Below are 19,317 nucleotides of genomic sequence, written 5' to 3' on the forward strand. Positions count from 1 at the left end.
ACAAAACCTAGCAGAAACGCCGTTTTTCTATACCTTCCGGCGTCTTTCCTAACTCCTCCCCCTTACATGCTGTTTCGCTCCTTTTCCCGCCTGCCGCTGCTGGTGTTGCTGGCGGTGCTGTGCGCCTGCTCCAAGTCCGGTTCCGACGGTGGACAAGACCCCAACGGCGAGGAAATTGACCCGTACCAGAACCTCGTGTTCCAGTTTGCCGATGCCGTGGTGACGCCCGAGCTGCAGGACCGCTGGGATACGGTGCAGGTGGTGCGCTTCGAGCCGGCCGTGCGCGGCAAGTTCAAATGGACGTCGGACCGGGAACTGATTTTCTCGCCCAGCACACCGTTTAAGCCCAGCACCGCCTTCACGGCCACGCTGCGCAAGCAGGCCCTGCCCGAAGGCAAGCGCAACGCCGAGCTGCCAGAGAACCGCCAGAAATTCCACACGCCCTACCTGGAGCTACAGGAACCGCAGGCGTTCTGGGGCCGCTCCAGCCGGGCCGCCGGCACCGCCGAGATGCGCGTGGAGCTGCCCTTCAACTACGCCGTGAAGCCCGCCGACGTAAAACCGCTGCTACGCGTAACCCAGGACGGCCAGCCCGTAGCCTTCGAGGTCAGCGGCGAGCCGGGTGAGGTGGTGCGCGTGAGCCTCAACCAGCAGGTGCGCCCCGGCTCCCCGCTCACGGTGGCCCTGGCCCAGGGCCTGCACGCCGTGGGCAGCGACCAGCCCAGCACCACCGACTACGAAACCCAGGTAACCGTGCCCGACCCGCAGGCCCTGCAGGTAACCACCATCGAAGGCTCGCTGAAAAATGCCGACCCGATGGTGCTCATCACCACCAGCCAGCCCGTAACGGCCACCTATTTGCAGAGCTACCTCACCGTGTCGCCGCAGGTGGCCTACGAGGTAGAGGAAGTGGAAAATGGCGTGCGGCTGAAAGGTGGTTTTGAGGTAGGTCGCAGCTACCAGATTGGCATCAGCCAGGGTCTACGCGGCGGGTTGGGTGGGATGCTGGGCGAGGGCGTAACCCAGACGGTGAGCTTCTCCGACGAACGTCCCACCATCAGCTTCGGCAGCGCCGAGAAGGCCATGTACCTCGATGCCCTGGGCTCCCGCAACCTGGGCGTGCGCATCAACGAGGTAAACCAGGTGAAGGTGACCATTGCTAAGGTGTACGCCAACAACATTCAGCAGCTGCTCCGCGGCGGCACCCAGTATGGCTACCCCGAGTACGACAGCGAGGAAAGCAACGAGGAAGAAGGTGACGGCGGCGAGTACGTGGACCACTCCTTCCAGTACTACGACGTGGAGAACCTGGGCAACGTCCTGACGGAGCGCACCTACACCGTATCGGGGCTACCGAAGGCGCAGGGGCTGCGGCTACTGAACCTGAACCTCAAGGACCTGGAATTTGCGGGTGGGCTGAAAGGGCTCTACATCATCAAGGTGCAGGACACCGAGCGGCAGTGGCTGCAAGTGAGCAAGCTGGTGGCCGTGTCGGATATTGGGCTGATTGTGAAGCAGGGCAAGGCCGGCAGCACGCTGGTATTCGCCAACTCCATCCGCAACGCCAAGCCGCTTTCCGGAGTGGAGCTGCGCTACATCAGTACCAACAACCAGGTGATGGGCACCGGCATTTCCAACGGCGACGGTGTGGCCCGCTTCGACAGCACCGCCGCCAACGGCCGCTTCAAGCTGGGCATGGTGATGGCCCAGCAGGGCAACGACTTCACCTTTCTCGACCTGAGCCGCAGCCGGGTGGAAACCTCGCGCTTCGAGGTAGGCGGCCTGCAAACCAACGCCGCCCGTTACCAGGCCTTCCTCTACGGCGACCGGGACCTGTACCGCCCCGGCGACACCATCCAGACCAACACCGTACTGCGCACCGAGGACTGGCAGGCCCCGCCCAAAGGGCTGCCGGTGAAAATCCGGCTGCTGCTGCCCACGGGCAAGGAGTACGCCAGCCTGCAGAAGCAGCTGAATGCGGCCGGCTCCTTCGAGGCCCGCTTCATTCTGCCCCCGGCCGTGATGACCGGCCTCTATACCCTGGAAGTCCTCACCGGCAACGACGTGCTGCTGACTTCGCGCCAGCTTTCGGTGGAGGAGTTTATTCCGGACCGGATGAAGGTAACGGTGAAGGCTAGCCCCGCCGTGGTGAAGCCCAGCCAGTCGGTTTCGACCCAGATTACGGCCCAGAACCTGTTTGGCCCCCCGGCCGCCGACCGCAAGTTTGAAGTGGAGTTTTCCTTGAAGGAAAAAGCCTTCAACCCCAAAGGATTCGAGCAGTACACCTTCGCCATCAACAGCGGCGACAAGCGGCGCGGCGCCTATGGTGACTTGGAATCGACGCCCATTTCCGACCGGTTCGAGAAAACCACCCGCGAAGGCACCACCGACGCCGCCGGCCGCGGCACTGCCACCTACGAAGTGCCCGATTACACCGACCTGGGCACGCTGGAAGGCGCGGCCTTCACCACGGTATTCGACGAAACTGGCCGGCCCGTGAACCGCTTGGCCACCTTCGAGGTGCAGACCCAACCGGTGCTGTTCGGTATCCGGAGCGCCGATGACTTGGTGAGCACCGGTAAGCCGCTGGCCGTGCAGCTGGTGGCCCTCACGCCGGCCGGCAAGCCCACGCAGGCGCAGGCGCAGGTACAAATCGTGCGTCTGCTCTGGGAAACGGTGATTGAGCGCCAGGGCGGCCGCTACGTGTACAACTCGCAGAAGCGCGAGGAAGTGGTGCTCAACCGCACCATTCCGGTGTACGGCAGTAGCACCTCCGATGCCAACCTGGGCTTCTCGCCTACGTATTCGGGCGAGTACGAAATCCGGGTTGCGCGCCCTGGGGCCGTGACTTATGTGGCCCGGCGCGTGTACGCCTACGGCTACGGCGACACCCAGAGCAACTCCTTCGAGGTGAACAATGAGGGCGAGGTGACCATTGAGGCCGACAAGCCCAAATACGAGCCCGGCGACGTGGCCCACCTGCTGCTAAAAACGCCCTTCCCCGGCCGCGTGCTCGTAACGGTGGAGCGGGACCGGGTGCTCGACCACTTCTACGTGACCACCGATGAGAAATCGGCCAAGGTGGACGTGCCCATCCGAGGCAACCACGTGCCCAATATCTACGTGACGGCCACTGCTATCCGCGAAATCAAGGACAACCGCCTGCCGCTCACCGTGGCCCGGGGCTTCGTTCCCCTCACGGTGGAGAAGCCCGGCGCGCGCCTGCAAGTCGCCATCAAAGCGCCCGCCCAAAGCCGCTCCCAGACCGCCCAGACCATTGAAGTCACCACCGCCCCCGGCGCGCAGGTGACGCTGGCCATGGTGGACGAGGGCATTCTGCAGATGAAGGACTACCGCACGCCCGACCCTTACGGCTACTTCTACCAGAAGCGCGCCCTGGAAGTGCAGGCCTACGACGTGTACCCCTTCCTGCTCCCCGAGCTGGGCACCAGCAGCACCGGCGGCGACGGCTACGACCTCTCGCGCCGCACCACACCCGTGCCCAACCGCCGCGTGCGCCTGCTGGCCAAATGGAGCGGCGTGCTCACCGCCGACGCCAGCGGCAAGGTGCGCTACAAGTTGCAAATCCCCCAATTCAGCGGAGCAATCCGCATCATGGCAGTGGCCTACAAAGGCGACGCCTTCGGCTCGGCCGAACACACCATGCGCGTGGCTGACCCGGTGGTTATTTCCACGGCCCTCCCCCGCTTCCTTAGCCCCGGCGACACGATTGACGTGCCCATAACGCTGACGAATACGACAAATAAGGCAATAAAAGGTCTAGCACTTTTACAGCTTCCACAGCCTCTTCAAACTGCTACAACTACAATTTTACGTTCTAGCGAGGATTACCGACTGGCGGAACAACATATAGGAAATAATGCTAGTGTCGACTTCTTCCCCAACAGCGTTTACCGTCATATGGTACTCCCGCCTAATACTGAGAAGCGTGTTGTGTTTCGTATGATGGCCAGTCGCATAGGGAATAGTAAAATTCAAGTAGTGTTCCATGCAGCTGGGAAACCATACTCCAACGAGCTAAGTGAAACCATCGAGCTACCCATCCGCCCAGCTTCACCGCTGCAGAAGCGCACAGGGGCGGGCGTGGTGGCGGGCGGCGCGGCCCAGCAGCTCAACCTGCGCACCGACTTCCTGCCTTCCTCCCTGCGGAGCCAGCTGGTAGTGAGCCGCTCGCCGATGACGGAATTTGCCAAGGACCTGCGCTACCTGCTGCAATACCCCTACGGCTGCCTGGAGCAAACCGTATCGGCCGCCTTCCCGCAGCTCTACTACGGTGATTTGGCCGCTTCCCTGGGTCAGAAAACCGGCAAGACGGGCAAGGCCGGCCTGTTCAACCCCAACTATCACGTGCAGGAAGCCATCCGCAAGGTAGAAGCCCAGCAGATGTACAACGGCAGCCTTAGCTACTGGCCCGGCGGCGACTACGACAACTGGTGGGCCACCGCCTACGCCGCCCACTTCCTGCTGGAAGCCCAGCAAGCCGGCTTCGACGTGAACAAGAACGTGCTGGACCGGGTACTGCGCTACCTGCAGGCCCGGGTGCGGAAGCGCGAAACCGACACCTACAACATTATCCAGACCGGCGGCGTGATTCAGCCCGTGACGCTGGCCAAAAAGGAAATTGCCTACTCGCTCTACGTGCTGGCCCTGGCCGGCCGCCCCGATGCTGTGGGCCTGAACTACTACAAAGCCAACCGCAAGCTGTTGCCCGAAGATTCGCGCTGGGTGCTGGCCTGCGCCTTCGCCCTGAGCGGCAACCAGCGCAGCTACCGGGAGGCCCTGCCCGCCCGCTTCGGGGTGCAGTCCATTGCCGGCCGCCAGCTCGGCGACGCCTTCTCCTCTCCCATCCGCGACGAGGCGCTGGTGCTCAATGCCCTGCTCGCCGCCGACCCCGCCAACGCCCAGGTGAACGTGCTGGCCCGCCAGCTCAGCCGCCAGGTGAAGCAGGCCGGCTGGCTCAGCACCCAGGAACGTGCCTTCGCGCTGCTGGCCCTGGGCAAATTGGCCAAGAAAAACGCCGGCAGCACCGTCACCGCCAGTCTGCTGGCCGACGGCAAGGCCATCGGCAACTTCTCGGGCAAGGACCTCACGGTAAGCAACGTGGCCAACCGCCAGCTGCAGCTGCGCACCAGCGGTAAAGGCAGCCTCTATTACTTCTGGGAAACCGAGGGCATTTCGCCCACCGGCCAGGTGCGCGAGGAAGACGCCTACCTGCAGGTGCGCCGCCAGTTTCTGAACCGTACCGGCCAGCCCGTAGGCAGCACCAGTTTCCGCCAGAACGATTTGGTAGTGGTAAAAATCACCATCCAGTCGGCTGAGTCGGCCGGGGAAGTGAAGAACGTGGCCATTACCGACCTGCTCCCCGCCGGCCTGGAAATCGAAAACCCGCGCATCGGGGCCGTGCGCGACCTGACCTGGGCCACCGACGCCGCCCAACCCGATTACCTCGACGTGCGCGACGACCGTATCAACCTGTTCACCACCGTCACCACGCAGCCCAAATCATTCTACTACCTCTGCCGCGCCGTGAGCAAAGGCACCTTTAAGCTCGGCCCCGTCAGCGCCGACGCCATGTACAACGCCGAGTACCACTCATACGCTGGGTCTGGTGTAGTGCGGGTGCGGTAAACAAAAACCTGTCATCCTGAGCGGAGCGAAGGACCTTATCACGTCAGAATAAGTCGTTCCGGCGTAATAAGGTCCTTCGCTCCGCTCAGGATGACAGATGATAGTTTGTTGCGCTATTTCTATTAGAACCAGTTGGCGTAAAGCTCAGATTCAGTTTTCAGTTTCTTCTACTTCTTACTACCTCATTCTTTCATGATTAACCTACGCGTTGTTCTGATTTCCATCCTAGTCATGTTCTTCGGAATGATTTTGTGGATGGGCTACTACTTCTATTTCCGCACCGATGGCCGGGGAAACGTGACGCGGGAAGCTGACAGCCCGGAAGCCGCAGCCCGGGGCCAGCGAACCTTGCAGCGGGCCGATGCGCTGATCAACCAGCGGCAATATGTGCCGGCCAAGGCCTTGCTGGACTCTCTGCGGGATGCGGATGCCAACCCGGCTTTCTTTATCAGCACCGAGGACCTGCAGCAGCGCTTTGATACGCTTTGGGCACGTCGTCAGCAGGCCGGCCAATAAAGGCCGCCCCTACTGCCACGTACTTACTAACGCAACAGGCCGGCCCCAATGGAGCCGGCCTGTTGTATGAAAAGCTACCCGGTGCTTATTGCAGCACGAGGCGCTGGGTAGTAACGGCGGCACCGCTTTTCACTTTGAACAGATAAGTGCCCCGGGCCATGTTACCGGCGTCGAAGCGTACCTGGTGCAGCCCCGCCTCCTCGGTACCGGCTACCAGGGTGCGTACTTTCACGCCCAACGTATTGTATACCTCCACGCTTACCGGGCCGGGCTGAGCCAGGTGGTAGCTGATGGTGGTAGAGCCGCTAAAGGGGTTGGGGTACGCCACGGTGCTGCGGTCCAGCAGAGTAGCAGCCGTGGTAGCCGTAGTAGTGGTGCTGGCCGTGCCGCGGGCAGCAGTGGGCTGCGTTACAGCATCATACTGCGGGAACGTGCGGCTCACGATGACGGCGAAATCAGCCCGGGTTACGTTCTGGCTGGGCTTGAAGGTGGCGTGCAGCGTAGGCTGCAGGTCGTAGGGGCCCTGCTTGAGCGTATAGTAGGCGTTGATGAGGTTCAGATTCAGGGCAATACTCACGTAGCCTTTCAGCGCGGCGGGAATCGAGCCTTCATCGTCTACTGCAATAGTTTGGCCGTTTACCTGCACCGTGAGGGGCTGGCTGTTGCGGGCCAGGGCCTGCTGCTCAAAGCCCAGGCTCTGCACCAGGGAGTACGCCAAGGAAGCCCGGTTTACCTGCGCATTGGGTGAGAACGTGCCGGTAGCCGTGGGCAGCATCACGCCGCCGGCTTGATGGAACCGGTCGCGCTGGGCCGCGCCTTTGGCTACTACCGATTCCGTCAGGAGCACATCGGCGGCCGAGGACACGTCGGTGAAGGAACGGGCGCCGCTGAAGGGCAGCAACTGCCGGATGCCCTGGCCCATCAGCAGGTAATCGGCCAGCTGAATGCGGGTGAGCGGGGCATCGGGGCGGAAGCCGTTGCTCAGGCCATCTACCAAGCGGTTTGTTACGGCCATCTTAATGGCGGCTTCGGCCGGGTGGCCCGCAATGTCGTTGAGGTTGGTAGTGCCGCTTGGCGTCAGCAGGGAAATCGTACCGCTGACCGTTTCGGGGGCGGCTACCCCGCGCACCCCTTCTACCTGCACCTTCCAGGTACCCGCAACGGGCGCGGCTACGGCCACACTACGGTCGGTGGTGAGCGTGAAGGTAACGGGCGTACCGGAGCTGTAGCGCACTCCGTTGGGGTCCAGCAGCACCAGGTTGGTCAGGTTGCCCGTTTCACCCAGGATGCCCTTCGATGAAATCTTCACTTCCAGGCTATTGGTACCGGCGCTAACCGGAAACGACATACTGTTGCCCGCCGTAACGGCGGGGTTAAAGTTAATGGAGAAAGGCACCGTGGTAGTTTGCGCATTTACGCTACTGTTGAAGCGGCGGGCGGCGTTTACCGTGGTGCCGTAAGTGGCAGAGCGGAAGGCCTGGTCAACGGCGGCGTAGGCATTCACGTAGCCCGCGCCCACTTCCCACGACTCACGGCCGGGCATGTTGGTGGCGGTTTTTTCCAGAATTTCCTTAACCTGAGCCGGGCTCAGGGAGGGCCGGGCTTCCAGCAACAACGCCACAATACCGGCCACGTGTGGCGTAGCCATGGAGGTACCGCTGCTGTGGGTGTAGAAGGGCACTTCACTGGGTTGCAGCACTTCCACATCCTGCTGCGCGCCCAACGACGACACCGGAGCAATAGCGCGGGTGGAAACCACGTCAACGCCGGGCGCTACAATGGAGGGCTCGTTCTTGAAGGTCCAGGTTTCGCCGTCCATTACAAACGTACCCTGCTCGCCCCGCACGCCGCGGGAGGAGAAGTCAGCCAGCAGCCCGTTTCGGTCACCGGCCCCTACCGAAATGGTCCACGGGGCAATGGCGTAGGGGTTGTGCGTATCGGCGCCGGGGCCTTCGTTACCGGCCGCAAATACTACCACCATGCCCCGGTCGTAGCACTTTTTGGTGGCCACGTTTAGGGGGTTGTTGGGGTCAAAGTCGCCGCTGCTACCGAAGGAGTTGCTGATAACGCGGATGTTGTACTGAAACTGGTGCGTGAGGGCATAGTCGAAACCGCCCATGGCATCGAGCACCAGCAGAGCCCCGCCCGAGCCGTAGCCCAGCAACGAGGCTCCGGGGGCCACCCCCTCGTATTTGCCGTTGGAGCGGGTGCCGTTGCCGCCCACCGTACCGGCGCAGTGCGTGCCGTGGCCGGAGTTGGTATCCGTGTTCGGCACACCCTCAATGTAGGTTACCGGCAACAGGGCGCTGAGCGAATTCAGGTTGGTAGAGCCCAGCGTATTCTGGACCAGGTGGGACCCGAACTTAATATCCTCGTGGGTACCATCCACGCCGCTGTCGTTGATGAGTACCCCCACACCCTTACCCGACACGGGCAGGCCGCCATTGCGGGCCGTCATCTGCTTATCGGCCCGCAGGCGCTTTACGCCCGTCAGGTGGGTATCGTCGAAGTTGTAGTAATCGAGCTTTTTGTTGATGAAGAGGGAGCGGACTTCCGGGTTTTGGGCCAGCGCATTTACCTGCGCGGCCGTGGCAATTACGCCGGCAACCGGTAAGGCCCGCAGGGTAACGCCCCGCGTGATGCCCAGGCGCTGCAGCAGACCCAGCTGCAACAAGCCCGGGGCCTCATTGCCCTTGAAGGTCACAATTACCTGCGCCGTTGGGCTGGAGGCCAGAGCCGCGCGCAGCTCGGGGTCAACGGTGGCCTGCCCAAACGATACACTGATGCTGGCACCTACCAGGGTCAGCGTGAGAAAGAAGCGGTTTTTCATGTAGGAGTGCGGAAATAGAAAGAAGGTAGGGAGGTGGATGCGCGGCAAAAACCAATGTCCCAAAGTCAACGCACTGCCTGGCCAGGTTTCAGATGCGTATCCCTCTTGCTGGCAAGTCCTTGCTGCTACCTCATCTACGCCACCATTCTACCCACCGGATTCCATATTTATGAAATTTCTTCAAATAATTGCCTGTTTGTTTGAATTATCTACAATAAAAACCCGCTTTTACTTTAATAAACCGTTATTAAAATTCAAAAATTACTATTCATTAGCCTCCTCCAGAAGCCGGCGTATATTTGACGCATGAACCGGCGCTTTGCCCTTCGACTATTTGCGGGCGTGGGCCTGTTGCTGCTGCTTTTACTGGGGCTGGATTGGGCATTTCCGGTACCGCCCGCGCCGCTGTATTCACCCATTGTGCTGGCCCAGGATGGCACCGTGCTGCACGCCTACCTCAACCCTACCCAGAAGTGGCGGATGAAAACCGAGCTGCGCGAGATTACGCCGGTACTGCGCACGGCCATTCTGGAAAAGGAGGACCGGTGGTTTCGGTGGCATTTCGGGGTGAATCCCGGGGCGCTAGTGCAGGCGGCCGGGCGCAACTTGTTCGGCTCGGGGCGCACCACCGGGGCCAGCACCATCACCATGCAGGTGGCCCGGCTGCTGGAGCCCAAGGAACGCACCCTGCCGAACAAGCTGCTGGAAATGGCCCGCGCCGTGCAGCTGGAGGCCCATTATAGCAAGGACGAGATTCTGCAGCTCTACCTGAACCTGGTGCCTTACGGTGGCAACGTGGAAGGCGTGAAGTCGGCGGCCCTGCTCTATTTCCAGCAAACGCCCGACTACCTTTCCCTGGCCCAAACCGTCACGCTGGCCATCATCCCGAACCGCCCGCGGGGGCTGGTGCTGGGCAAGAACAATGCGGCCGTACTGCGGGAGCGGAACCGGTGGCTACGGCGCTTCGGGGCGGCGGGGCTGTTTCCGCAGCAGGATGTGGAAGATGCGCTGCTGGAACCCCTGGACGTGCAGCGCCACCCCGCCCCCACGCTGGCACCTCACCTCTCCCGGCGGCTGGTGCGGCAGTTCCCGCGCCAGGCCATCATCCGCAGCAGTCTGCAGCGCAGCAAGCAAAGTAAGGCTGAAGACCTGACCCTGGGCTACGTGCGCCGCCTCCATGAGCTGGGTATTTCGCAGGCGGCCGTACTGGTGGTGAATAACCGTACCCGGCAGGTGGAAGCCTACGTAGGCTCGGCTGATTTCCGGGACTTCGGCAGCCAAGGCCAGAACGATGGCGTGGTGGCCGTCCGCTCCCCGGGCAGCACGCTTAAGCCGTTTCTGTACGCCCTGGCCATGGACCGGGGCCTGGTAACGCCCAAACAGATGCTGCCCGACGTGCCCACTAATTTCCAGGGCTACCGTCCCGAGAACTTCGACAAGCGCTGCAACGGGGAGGTAACGCTGGAACGGGCCCTGGCCTATTCGCTCAACATTCCCGCTGTGCGCGTGCTCAACCAGCTCGGCGTGCCCGCCTTCACTGAGAAACTCCAACAGGCCGGGTTTCAGAATGTGAAGCGTAACCGGGCACAGTTGGGTCTGAGCAGCATTCTGGGCGGTTGCGGGGCTTCATTGGAGGAGTTGACAGGCCTGTACGTGACGCTGGCTGATGCCGGGCAGTACGCACCGCTACGTTTTGCCTCACCCCCCGGCCCCCTCTCCGGGGGAGAGGGGGAGCCTAACGGGTCACTATTCCAGAACTCATCCCCTCTCCCGGAGGGGAGGGGGCCGGGGGGTGGGGTCCAATTAATTTCTGAGTCGGCCGCTTTTCTGGCCACCGATATTCTCGCCCAACTCACCCGGCCCGATTTACCGCTGGGAGCCGCCAGCAGCCTGCGTCTGCCCAAAGTGGCCTGGAAAACCGGGACCAGCTACGGACGCCGCGACGCCTGGAGCATTGGCTACAACAAACAGTACACGGTGGGCGTATGGGTGGGCAACTTCAGCGGGCAGGGTAGCCCGGCCCTGACGGGGGCCGACGTGGCCACGCCGTTGCTGTTTGACTTGTTCAATGCGTTGGCCTACAACTCGCCCAACGACTGGTTTGTACCACCTGCCGCGCTGGATTTCCGGCTGGTATGCGCGGAAAGCGGGCTGGTGCCGGGCGAGAACTGCCCCAATCAGGTAATCGACTACTTTCTGCCCAACGTGAGCAACGGGCTGCGCTGCCAGCACGTGCGGGAGGTGCTGGTATCGGCCGACGGGGGCTTCACGTACTGCCGGGCCTGCGCGCCGGCGGCCGGCTACCGGCGGGAGTTGTATCCCAATTTGCTGCCCGAAGTGGCTGCTTTTAAAGAGGCGCAAGGCATTCCGTACCGCCGCCTGCCACCCCATAACCCCCAATGTCAGCTGGTGCGCGGCGGCCCGGAGCAAGCTCCCACCATTACCTCCCCCACGGCCAACACCGAGTACGTACTCAACAAGCGCGAACAGCAGCAGCTCCTGCTCAGTTGCACCACCGACAGCGAAGTGCGCCAGGTGCACTGGTACGTAAACGACCAGTTTCTGCGGACGGCGGCGGCTACCGAGCGGGTATTTTTCCGGCCCCAGCCCGGACCGCTCAAAATATCCTGCGCCGACGACCACGGCCGTAATACCGACGTGCTGGTAACCGTAACGGAGCTGGAGTAGCTGGCCTCAGTAGCGCGAACTGTGTAGTTCGCGTCCCCGCACCGTTATAGTCATTGTCGCTCTGGGGGGCGAACTGCAAAGTTCGCGCTACTGGCCCGGTGGTGGTCTGCCTGAAGCTGAACTATGCCAGCAGGCAGCTAATATAAAAGCTCCCTAAAACCTTTCCACAGCTGGCTGGTTTAACCAGCTTCCGCCCTATCACTGACTGAAATCCGGGCTGGCCTTTTTTGAGTGGCTGGCTGGTTTTGGGCCCCTGGACCCGTGCAGCCTCCCCCCGGCGGCTGGCGTCCATGGGGCAGCCGCTCTATCTGCCCTTAGTGGGTTCCCAGCCCTATACCTACCAGTTACACTGTGGTGTAACTGCTTTTCCTTCCTTATGAAATACGTACACCAGACGCTACGGCTTCTGCTAGGCTTGCTGTGGCTGGCCCCCAGCGCAGGCGTGGCCCAGACGGCTACTCCTTCCTTACCGCCCAACCAGGAGCTTACCCTCGCCCAGTGCCTGAACGTGGCCCTGGTTAACCAGCCGCTGCTGCGCCAGGCCCGGGTAGATGAGGAAATTACCCGTTCTGAAAACCAGATTGCCCTGGCCGGCTGGCTGCCCCAGGTAGGCTTGCAGGGCACGGCCCAGCACTACTTCCAGCTGCCCTTCACCATCTTCCCCGACCCGGCCACCGGCACGCTCACGCCCCGGCAAATTGGAGTGCGCAACGTGACTACCGTGGGGCTGAGCGGGACGCAGGCCATCTATAATAATGATGTGCTGCTGGCCGCCCGCAGCAAGCGGTTCAACAACCAGGCCGCTACCCAAAACACGGTAAACGTCAGGATTGCCACGGTTTCGGATGTGAGCAAGGGCTTCTACGACGTGCTGCTGGCCCAGCGCCAACTGGATGTGTTCAGCCAGGACATTGCCCGCCTCCAGCGCAACTACCGCGACGCCCGGGCCCGCTACGAAACCGGCATTGCCGACAAGACGGAGTACCTGCAGGCTGAAATTTCGCTGAACAACTCCCTGGCCGGCCGCAAGCAGTCTTCGGAGGCTGTGAATGCCCGGCTGGCCTACCTCAAGCAACTAATGGGCCTGCCCCCCGAGCGTCCGTTGGCCCTGCAGTACGATACGCTGAAGCTGGAGCTGGATGCCACCATGGATACGGCCGTAGCCCTGAACATTAGTAACCGCATTGAGGTGCAGCAGCTTCAGACGCAGCGGGCCTTGCAGGACCTGACGGTGGACTACTACCGCTTTGGGTTTCTGCCGTCGTTGTCGGCATTTGCCAACTACAACTCGGTGTTTCAGAACAACTCGGCCAGTGAGCTGTACCGCACCCGCTTTCCCAACTCCTACGCGGGTTTGCAGCTGGGTTTACCCATTTTTACCGGCTTCCGGCGGCTCCAGAACGTGCGCCGGGCTCGCCTGCTCAACACCCGCTTAGATGAGGACGTGAGCAACACCCGCAACCAGATCAACACGGAGTACGCCACGGCCCTGGCCAACTACAAGGGCTACTACACCCAGTACATGCTGGGCAAGCGCAACCTGGAGGCTTCCAAAGAAGTGTACAACGTCATCAACCTGCAATACCGGGAGGGCATCCGCGCCTACATCGACCTGATTGTGGCCCAAACCACGCTGCGCACCTCCCAGCTCAACTACTACACGGCTCTTTTTCAGCTCCTGAGCAGCAAAGTAGATCTGCTTCGTGCCCTCGGGGAGCTACCCACAGAGTACTAAGTGTCCGTTTTTACCCCGTCATGCTGAGCGAAGCCGAAGCATCTCTAGCTCTGACTAATCGAGAGCTGCACAACGAAGCGGCAGAGATGCTTCGACTACGCTCCACTCAGCAGGACGTTCTGAAACACCCAGTACCCACTCTATAGCCCAGGGTTTCAACCCTGAGCACCTGCACCACCCGCGCCGCCCGTCAGTTCCTCATCTCCCTTCCGCCGCTCCTACCTTCCAATATGAACCATACCCTCCTCCGCCACATTGCCTTTGCCGCCAGCTTGCTGGCTTTGGCGAGCTGTGGCAAAAAAGAAGACGAAAAAGCCGCTGGTCCGCCGCCGGCCACGCCCGTAACGCTGGTAGATGCCCGCACCACCGACGCGGTATATTACGATGAATACCCCGCCACCGTAGTAGCCCTGAACAACGTGGAGCTGCGCAGTCAGGTAGCCGGCTTTATCACCCGCATCTACTTCAAGGATGGCGACTTGGTACAGAAAGGCAAGCCGTTGTATGAAATTGACCGCCGCAAGTACCAGGCGGCCTACCAGCAGGCGTTGGCCGGCTTGCGCAGCGCTCAGGCCGTGGTGCAGAACGCCCAGGTAAACCTGAACCGCTACCAGCGGCTGGCCCAGCAAGATGCCATTGCCAAGCAGATTGTAGACAACGCCCAAACCTCCTACGCCACCGCTCAGGCCCAGGTGGCCGAGGCTCAGGCCACCGTAGCTCTGGCCCGCACCGACCTCGACTACTCCGTGATTAATGCGCCATTTACCGGCCGCATCGGCATTTCGCAAGTGCGGTTGGGGGCGCAGGTGAGCCCCGGCACCACCTTGCTCAATACCATCAGCGCCGAAGACCCCATGGGCGTGGACTTTGTAATTCCGGATGCTGACCTGAGCCGCTTTGCTGGCTTGCAGCGCCAGAGCAGTACGGGCCAGGACTCCACCTTCCGCCTGCTGCTGCCCGATGGCACGCGCTACGCCCAGCCCGGCAAAATGCTGGCCATTGACCGGGGCGTAGACCAGCAAACCGCCACCGTGCAGATTCGGGTGCAGTTTGCCAACCCCAAGCGGGAGTTGAAAGACGGCATGAGCACCGTGCTCAACGTGCTCAACCGGCAGTCGGGCCGCCGGCTGGTGGTACCGTTTAAGGCCGTGGTAGAGCAGATGGGGGAGAACTTCGTGTTCATTGCCGGTGACAGCAGCAAGGCCGTGCAGCGCAAGGTGCAGCTCGGCCCCCGCCTCCGCGACCAGATTGTGATAATGGAAGGCATCAAGGACGGCGACAAAGTGGTAACAGAGGGCCTGAACCGCCTCCGCGACGGGGGCCAGATTACCACCGGCACGCCCGCCCCGGCCCCTACTGCCGCCAAGTAGCCTCACCCCCAGCCCCCTCTCCTCTGGGATAGGGGGTGCGTTCAACGAACACTCGTTGGACGTTGCTTTTCGGCTTAGCTGAACTAACGAAATCAAGTTCAAAATATCCATCGACGAAATACCCTCCTGCCAATCGTCAGGCTCCCCCTCTCCCCGAGGAGAGGGGGCTGGGGGGTGAGGTCCACCGCTATGATTGCAGAAACCTTTATTCGGCGCCCCGTTACGGCCATTGTCACCTCCCTGGTGATTGTGCTGGTGGGGGTGCTGGCCATCCTGAATCTGCCCGTGGGGCAGTATCCGGAAATTACCCCGCCCACCGTATCCGTGAGCGGCACCTATACCGGGGCCGACGCCCAAACGGTGGAGCAGACCGTGGCCACGCCCGTGGAGGTGCAGGTGAACGGCACCCCCGGCATGACCTACCTGCAGAGCAACAGCACCAGCAACGGGCAGATGAGCATGACGGTAAACTTCGAGGTGGGTACCGACATCAACATTGCCGCCCTCGACGTGCAGAACCGGGTGAGCATTGCCCAACCCACCCTGCCCCAGGAGGTGCAGCGCCTAGGCCTGATTGTGCGCAAGCGCAACCCCAGTATTCTGATGCTGGTGGCCATGTACGCCCCCAAGGGCACCCACAACACCACCTTCCTCGATAACTACGCCAACGTATTTGTAAAGGACGCGCTGCTGCGCACCAAGGGCGTGGGCGACATTGTGAGCCGGGCCGACGACTTTTCGATGCGCGTGTGGCTCAAGCCCGATAAGCTCAGCCAGCTCGGCGTAACGGCCCAGGAAGTATCGGCGGCTATTCAGGAGCAGAACGCCCAGATTGCCGCCGGCTCCATTGGCGCGCCCCCGGCCCAAACCGGCCAGACCTTCGAGTACATTGTGTTTGTAAAAGGCCGCCTCACCAACACCGAGGAGTTCGGCAACATCATCGTGAAAACTCGGCCTACTGATGGCTCGGTGGTCTACCTCAAGGATGTGGCGCGGCTGGAGCTGGGTAAGTTCAACTACGCCAGCAACTCCTTCGTGGATGGCAAGCGCGCCGCCTACCTGCTGGTGTACCAGGCCCCCGGCGCCAACGCCCTGGAAACCTACGAAAACGTGAATGCCACCATGGAACAGCTGAAAAAGCAGTTCCCCGCCGACCTGGCCTACGTGGTGCCCTTCGAGGCGGCCTCAGTGGTTAAAGTGTCGATTGAGGAGGTGCTGCACACGCTGGTGGAAGCCCTGGTGCTGGTAATCATTGTGGTGTTTCTGTTCCTGCAGAGCTGGCGCTCCACCCTCATCCCGGTGCTGGCCATTCCGGTGTCTATCATCGGCACCTTCATTATGTTTATTCCGCTGGGGTTCACCATCAACACGCTTACCATGTTCGGTTTCGTGCTGGCCATTGGTATTGTGGTGGATGACGCCATTGTGGTGGTGGAAGCGGTAGAGCACAACATGAACGAGCGGGGCATGAACCCGCTGGACGCCACTTTGGCGGCCATGCGCGAAATATCGGCCCCGGTTATTGCCATTGCCTTGATTCTGGCGGCGGTGTTCGTGCCGGTGGGCTTCATTCCGGGCATCACCGGGCGCCTGTACCAGCAGTTTGCCATCACCATTGCCATTTCGGTGATTATCTCGGCTTTCGTGGCCCTTTCGCTTACGCCGGCCTTGTGCGTGCTGCTGCTCAAGCCTCACAAGCGCGACGAGAATTCGAAGGGCCTCGACAAGTTCTTCTACAAGTTTAATACTTGGTTTGATAAGGTAACCGGCAAGTACGGCGCGGGCGTGCAGCGCGGCATCAAGCACAGCCGTTTTGTAGTGGTCATTCTGGTGTGCATCGTGGCCGGTACGGGCCTGCTGTTCGCCAAGAAGCCCGGCGGCTTTATCCCAACCGAGGATGAGGGCCGGATTATCGTAACCTTCAACTTGCCCGAGGCGGCCTCCACGGAACGCACCGTGGGTACGCTCAAGGAGATTATGAAGGAGTTGAGCCAGATCAAGGGCATTCGGCACTACGCCGGCCTGGGCGGGCTGAACGCCGTGAACTTCTCGTCCAAGTCGAACAGCGGCACCGTGTTCTGCCAGTTGGAGCCCTGGGAAGACCGTAAGGACAAGGAAGTGCAGTTGCAGGGCCTGATTGAAACCATTCAGAAACGCCTGAGCCGCCTGCGCGAAGCCAACGTGGTGGTGATTTCGCCCCCGGCTATTCCGGGCCTGGGCAACACCGGCGGCTTTAGCTTCGTGCTCCAGGAGCGGGAGCCGGGCGGCGACATCAAGAACTTCGACGCCCAGCTCCAGAACTTCCTGGGCGCCTTGCGCAAGCGGCCCGAAATTGCGGCCCCCTTCTCCTTCTTCACCGCCAACACCCCCGGCTACCAGCTTACTATTGACCGGGAGAAGGCCAAGAAGCTGGGCGTAAGCATTGCCGATATCGGGACGGCGCTGCGCACCTACCTAGGCTCGGCCTACGTGAACGACTTTACGGTGTACGGCCGCAACTTCCGGGTGGTAACTCAGGCCGACAGCATGTACCGCGCCGACATCAGCAACCTGGGCCAGTACTACGTGCGCAACAGCACGGGCGGCATGGTGCCCCTGAGCACGCTCACCAGCTACAAGCGCACCGAGTCGGCCCCGCTGATTTCCCACTACAACCTGTTCCGCTCGGCCGAAATCAACGGCAACGCCGCCCCCGGCTACTCCTCCGGCGACGCCATCAACGCCCTGAAGGAAACGGCCGCCCAGTCGTTGCCGGCCGGCTACGGCTACGAATTTTCGGGCCTAAGCCGGGAAGAGCAGCTGGCCGGCGGGCAGACGGTGTATATCTTCGCCCTCTCGCTCACGTTCGTATTCCTGTTTCTGGCGGCCTTGTATGAAAGCTGGTCGGTGCCCTTCTCGGTGCTGCTGGCTGTGCCGCTGGGTGCGTTCGGGGCTATTGTGGCGCTGATTTTCCTGCCCAAGCTCACCAACAACGTCTACGCCCAGATTGGCCTCATCACCCTCATCGGGTTGTCGGCCAAGAACGCCATCCTTATCATCGAGTTTGCCAAGGAGCGGGTAGATAAAGGCATGCCGCTGGTAGATGCCACTCTGGAAGCCGTGCGCCTCCGCCTGCGCCCCATTGTGATGACCTCTTTGGCCTTTATTCTGGGCGTATTGCCGCTAGTATTTGCCTCCGGCGCGGGCGCCCAAAGCCGCCAGACCATCGGCTGGACGGTGCTGGGCGGCATGCTCTCGGCTACGCTGCTGGCCATCTTCATTGTGCCGGTGCTCTACGTGCTGATTACGCGCTTTGCCTACGGCAAGGAAAAGCTGGCCGAGCTGGAAGCCAACTACAAGCCCGACGAAGAGCACGGCGGCCTGAAAGAGGAAGGCCCCGGCGAAGGTGACCATTCGGCCGTGCCACAACCGGCTTAAGTAGCCGGCCTATTTGCAGCTAACCCAACGCCCCAACAGTGGATGCTGTTGGGGCGTTGGGTTAGCTGCTTTTACTGTTTAAGTAGCTTTTGTTAATACAGCTTATGAAATTCACTGCCAATTTTCTGCCAGATGCCTCGGTAGTTGAACAGCCATAGTCTTCCTTTTCCATCGCACCGCAGGTGGGCTTGATGCAATTCTTTCTGGAGTCGAAGCGTATCGGCGGGCTGTTGCGGGCCGTTGGCAGTTAACAGGTAATCCGGCGAGTAGCCATAGGCACTGCCTTGGCTGGTGAAATAGATTCGGCCGCTACAGGCACAGACATCGTGTAATTCATTCACAAATGTGGTTATTCCTACCACTTGCCAGCCCCCCTGGTTTCTCTGAAACAACTGCCCCTGCTTCAGAAATTTGAACTGATGCTTTGAAAAATAGAAATCGTCTGAAATAGTGTCATTCACTGTGTAATCAAGCTCGGGTAAATGCTGTGTTGGCCGCCATGCGCTACCAATCTGATCCTGCAACTGGTACACGGTTCCGCCATAGGTAGCTACCTGTAGCCGTTGACCAGGCTGCGAGTAGATAGAATAAGGAAAAAATATCTGGGGGTCAAACTCGTGCTTGAACCACGTTTTCCCAAAATCAGTGGACAACATCAGGCGGGCGTAATCCGCCTCGTGTATGCCAGCCCAGCTGTCTAGGCCCCACAGCACGCCCTGCTCGTCAATGGTCAGGCTTTTAAAAAATACAAAATCAAGTAGGCTTTCTCTATCGTGAAGATGTTGCCAGTGGGCTCCACCATCTGCTGTTAGGGCTAAACCACCACCATGTTTTACGGCTATCAATGTATCTGCTCCAATCGGCAGTAAATCCGATACCCCAGTATCCTGATTCCGGGCAGCGGATTTTGTGAAAATAAGTACCTCTGAATGCAAGGCTTCCTTTTGCTGCCCCTCACTCTCCTGATGAGTAGTGCAGGCTACTAATAGCAGAATTAAAGTCACTATGGATAGCTGATTCATTAGGTGGATTTATTTATTGAGCGTAATACTCAGCTATGTAGCCCCAAAACATAACGAGTGGTGGTGCCAGAATTCTGCTAGTTTGGTAAT

Annotated in this window: 8 protein-coding genes; 6 read left to right on the forward strand and 2 right to left on the reverse strand. The window is 60.8% G+C overall.

What is annotated here, in order from left to right; all coding sequences use genetic code 11:
* Nucleotides 1-66 precede the first annotated feature (66 nt).
* Both ABIB60_RS16060 and ABIB60_RS16065 read left to right on the forward strand, forming a co-directional pair.
* Entirely contained in the window at nt 67-5,649 is a 5,583-nt protein-coding gene (locus ABIB60_RS16060; protein WP_354581295.1) for an alpha-2-macroglobulin family protein, read from the forward strand.
* Between the two features lie 192 nt (nt 5,650-5,841).
* Nucleotides 5,842-6,165, forward strand: coding sequence for a hypothetical protein (locus tag ABIB60_RS16065; RefSeq protein ID WP_354581297.1), 324 nt, complete (start codon nt 5,842-5,844; stop codon nt 6,163-6,165).
* A gap of 85 nt (nt 6,166-6,250) precedes the next feature.
* Here the strand turns inward: ABIB60_RS16065 and ABIB60_RS16070 are convergent, their stop codons facing one another.
* The gene (locus tag ABIB60_RS16070) at nt 6,251-8,995 is read right to left on the reverse strand and encodes a S8 family serine peptidase (RefSeq protein ID WP_354581298.1); all 2,745 of its coding nucleotides are present in this window, start codon (nt 8,993-8,995) and stop codon (nt 6,251-6,253) included.
* A gap of 306 nt (nt 8,996-9,301) precedes the next feature.
* Here ABIB60_RS16070 and pbpC point away from each other — a divergent pair, with 306 nt between their 5' ends.
* The 4 genes from pbpC to ABIB60_RS16090 all read left to right on the forward strand — a co-directional run bounded on the left by pbpC (nt 9,302) and on the right by ABIB60_RS16090 (nt 18,205).
* Nucleotides 9,302-11,683, forward strand: a complete 2,382-nt coding sequence (gene pbpC / locus ABIB60_RS16075) for a penicillin-binding protein 1C (protein WP_354581299.1) — start codon at nt 9,302-9,304, stop codon at nt 11,681-11,683.
* A 376-nt stretch (nt 11,684-12,059) separates the two neighbouring features.
* Nucleotides 12,060-13,418, forward strand: a complete 1,359-nt coding sequence (locus ABIB60_RS16080; RefSeq protein ID WP_354581301.1) for a TolC family protein — start codon at nt 12,060-12,062, stop codon at nt 13,416-13,418.
* Nucleotides 13,419-13,648: 230 nt separating this feature from the next.
* Nucleotides 13,649-14,788 (forward strand): efflux RND transporter periplasmic adaptor subunit, encoded by a 1,140-nt coding sequence (locus tag ABIB60_RS16085; RefSeq protein ID WP_354581303.1) that lies wholly within the window; start codon nt 13,649-13,651, stop codon nt 14,786-14,788.
* Between the two features lie 189 nt (nt 14,789-14,977).
* Complete coding sequence (locus ABIB60_RS16090; protein ID WP_354581304.1) at nt 14,978-18,205, forward strand: efflux RND transporter permease subunit; 3,228 nt, start codon at nt 14,978-14,980, stop codon at nt 18,203-18,205.
* 92 nt (nt 18,206-18,297) lie between these two features.
* Here the strand turns inward: ABIB60_RS16090 and ABIB60_RS16095 are convergent, their stop codons facing one another.
* Nucleotides 18,298-19,227, reverse strand: a complete 930-nt coding sequence (locus ABIB60_RS16095; protein ID WP_354581305.1) for a WD40/YVTN/BNR-like repeat-containing protein — start codon at nt 19,225-19,227, stop codon at nt 18,298-18,300.
* Between the last annotated feature and the right edge of the window lie 90 nt (nt 19,228-19,317).

The organism is Hymenobacter sp. UYP22, assembly GCF_040547285.1.
In the GTDB taxonomy this organism is placed as follows: Bacteria; Bacteroidota; Bacteroidia; order Cytophagales; family Hymenobacteraceae; genus Hymenobacter.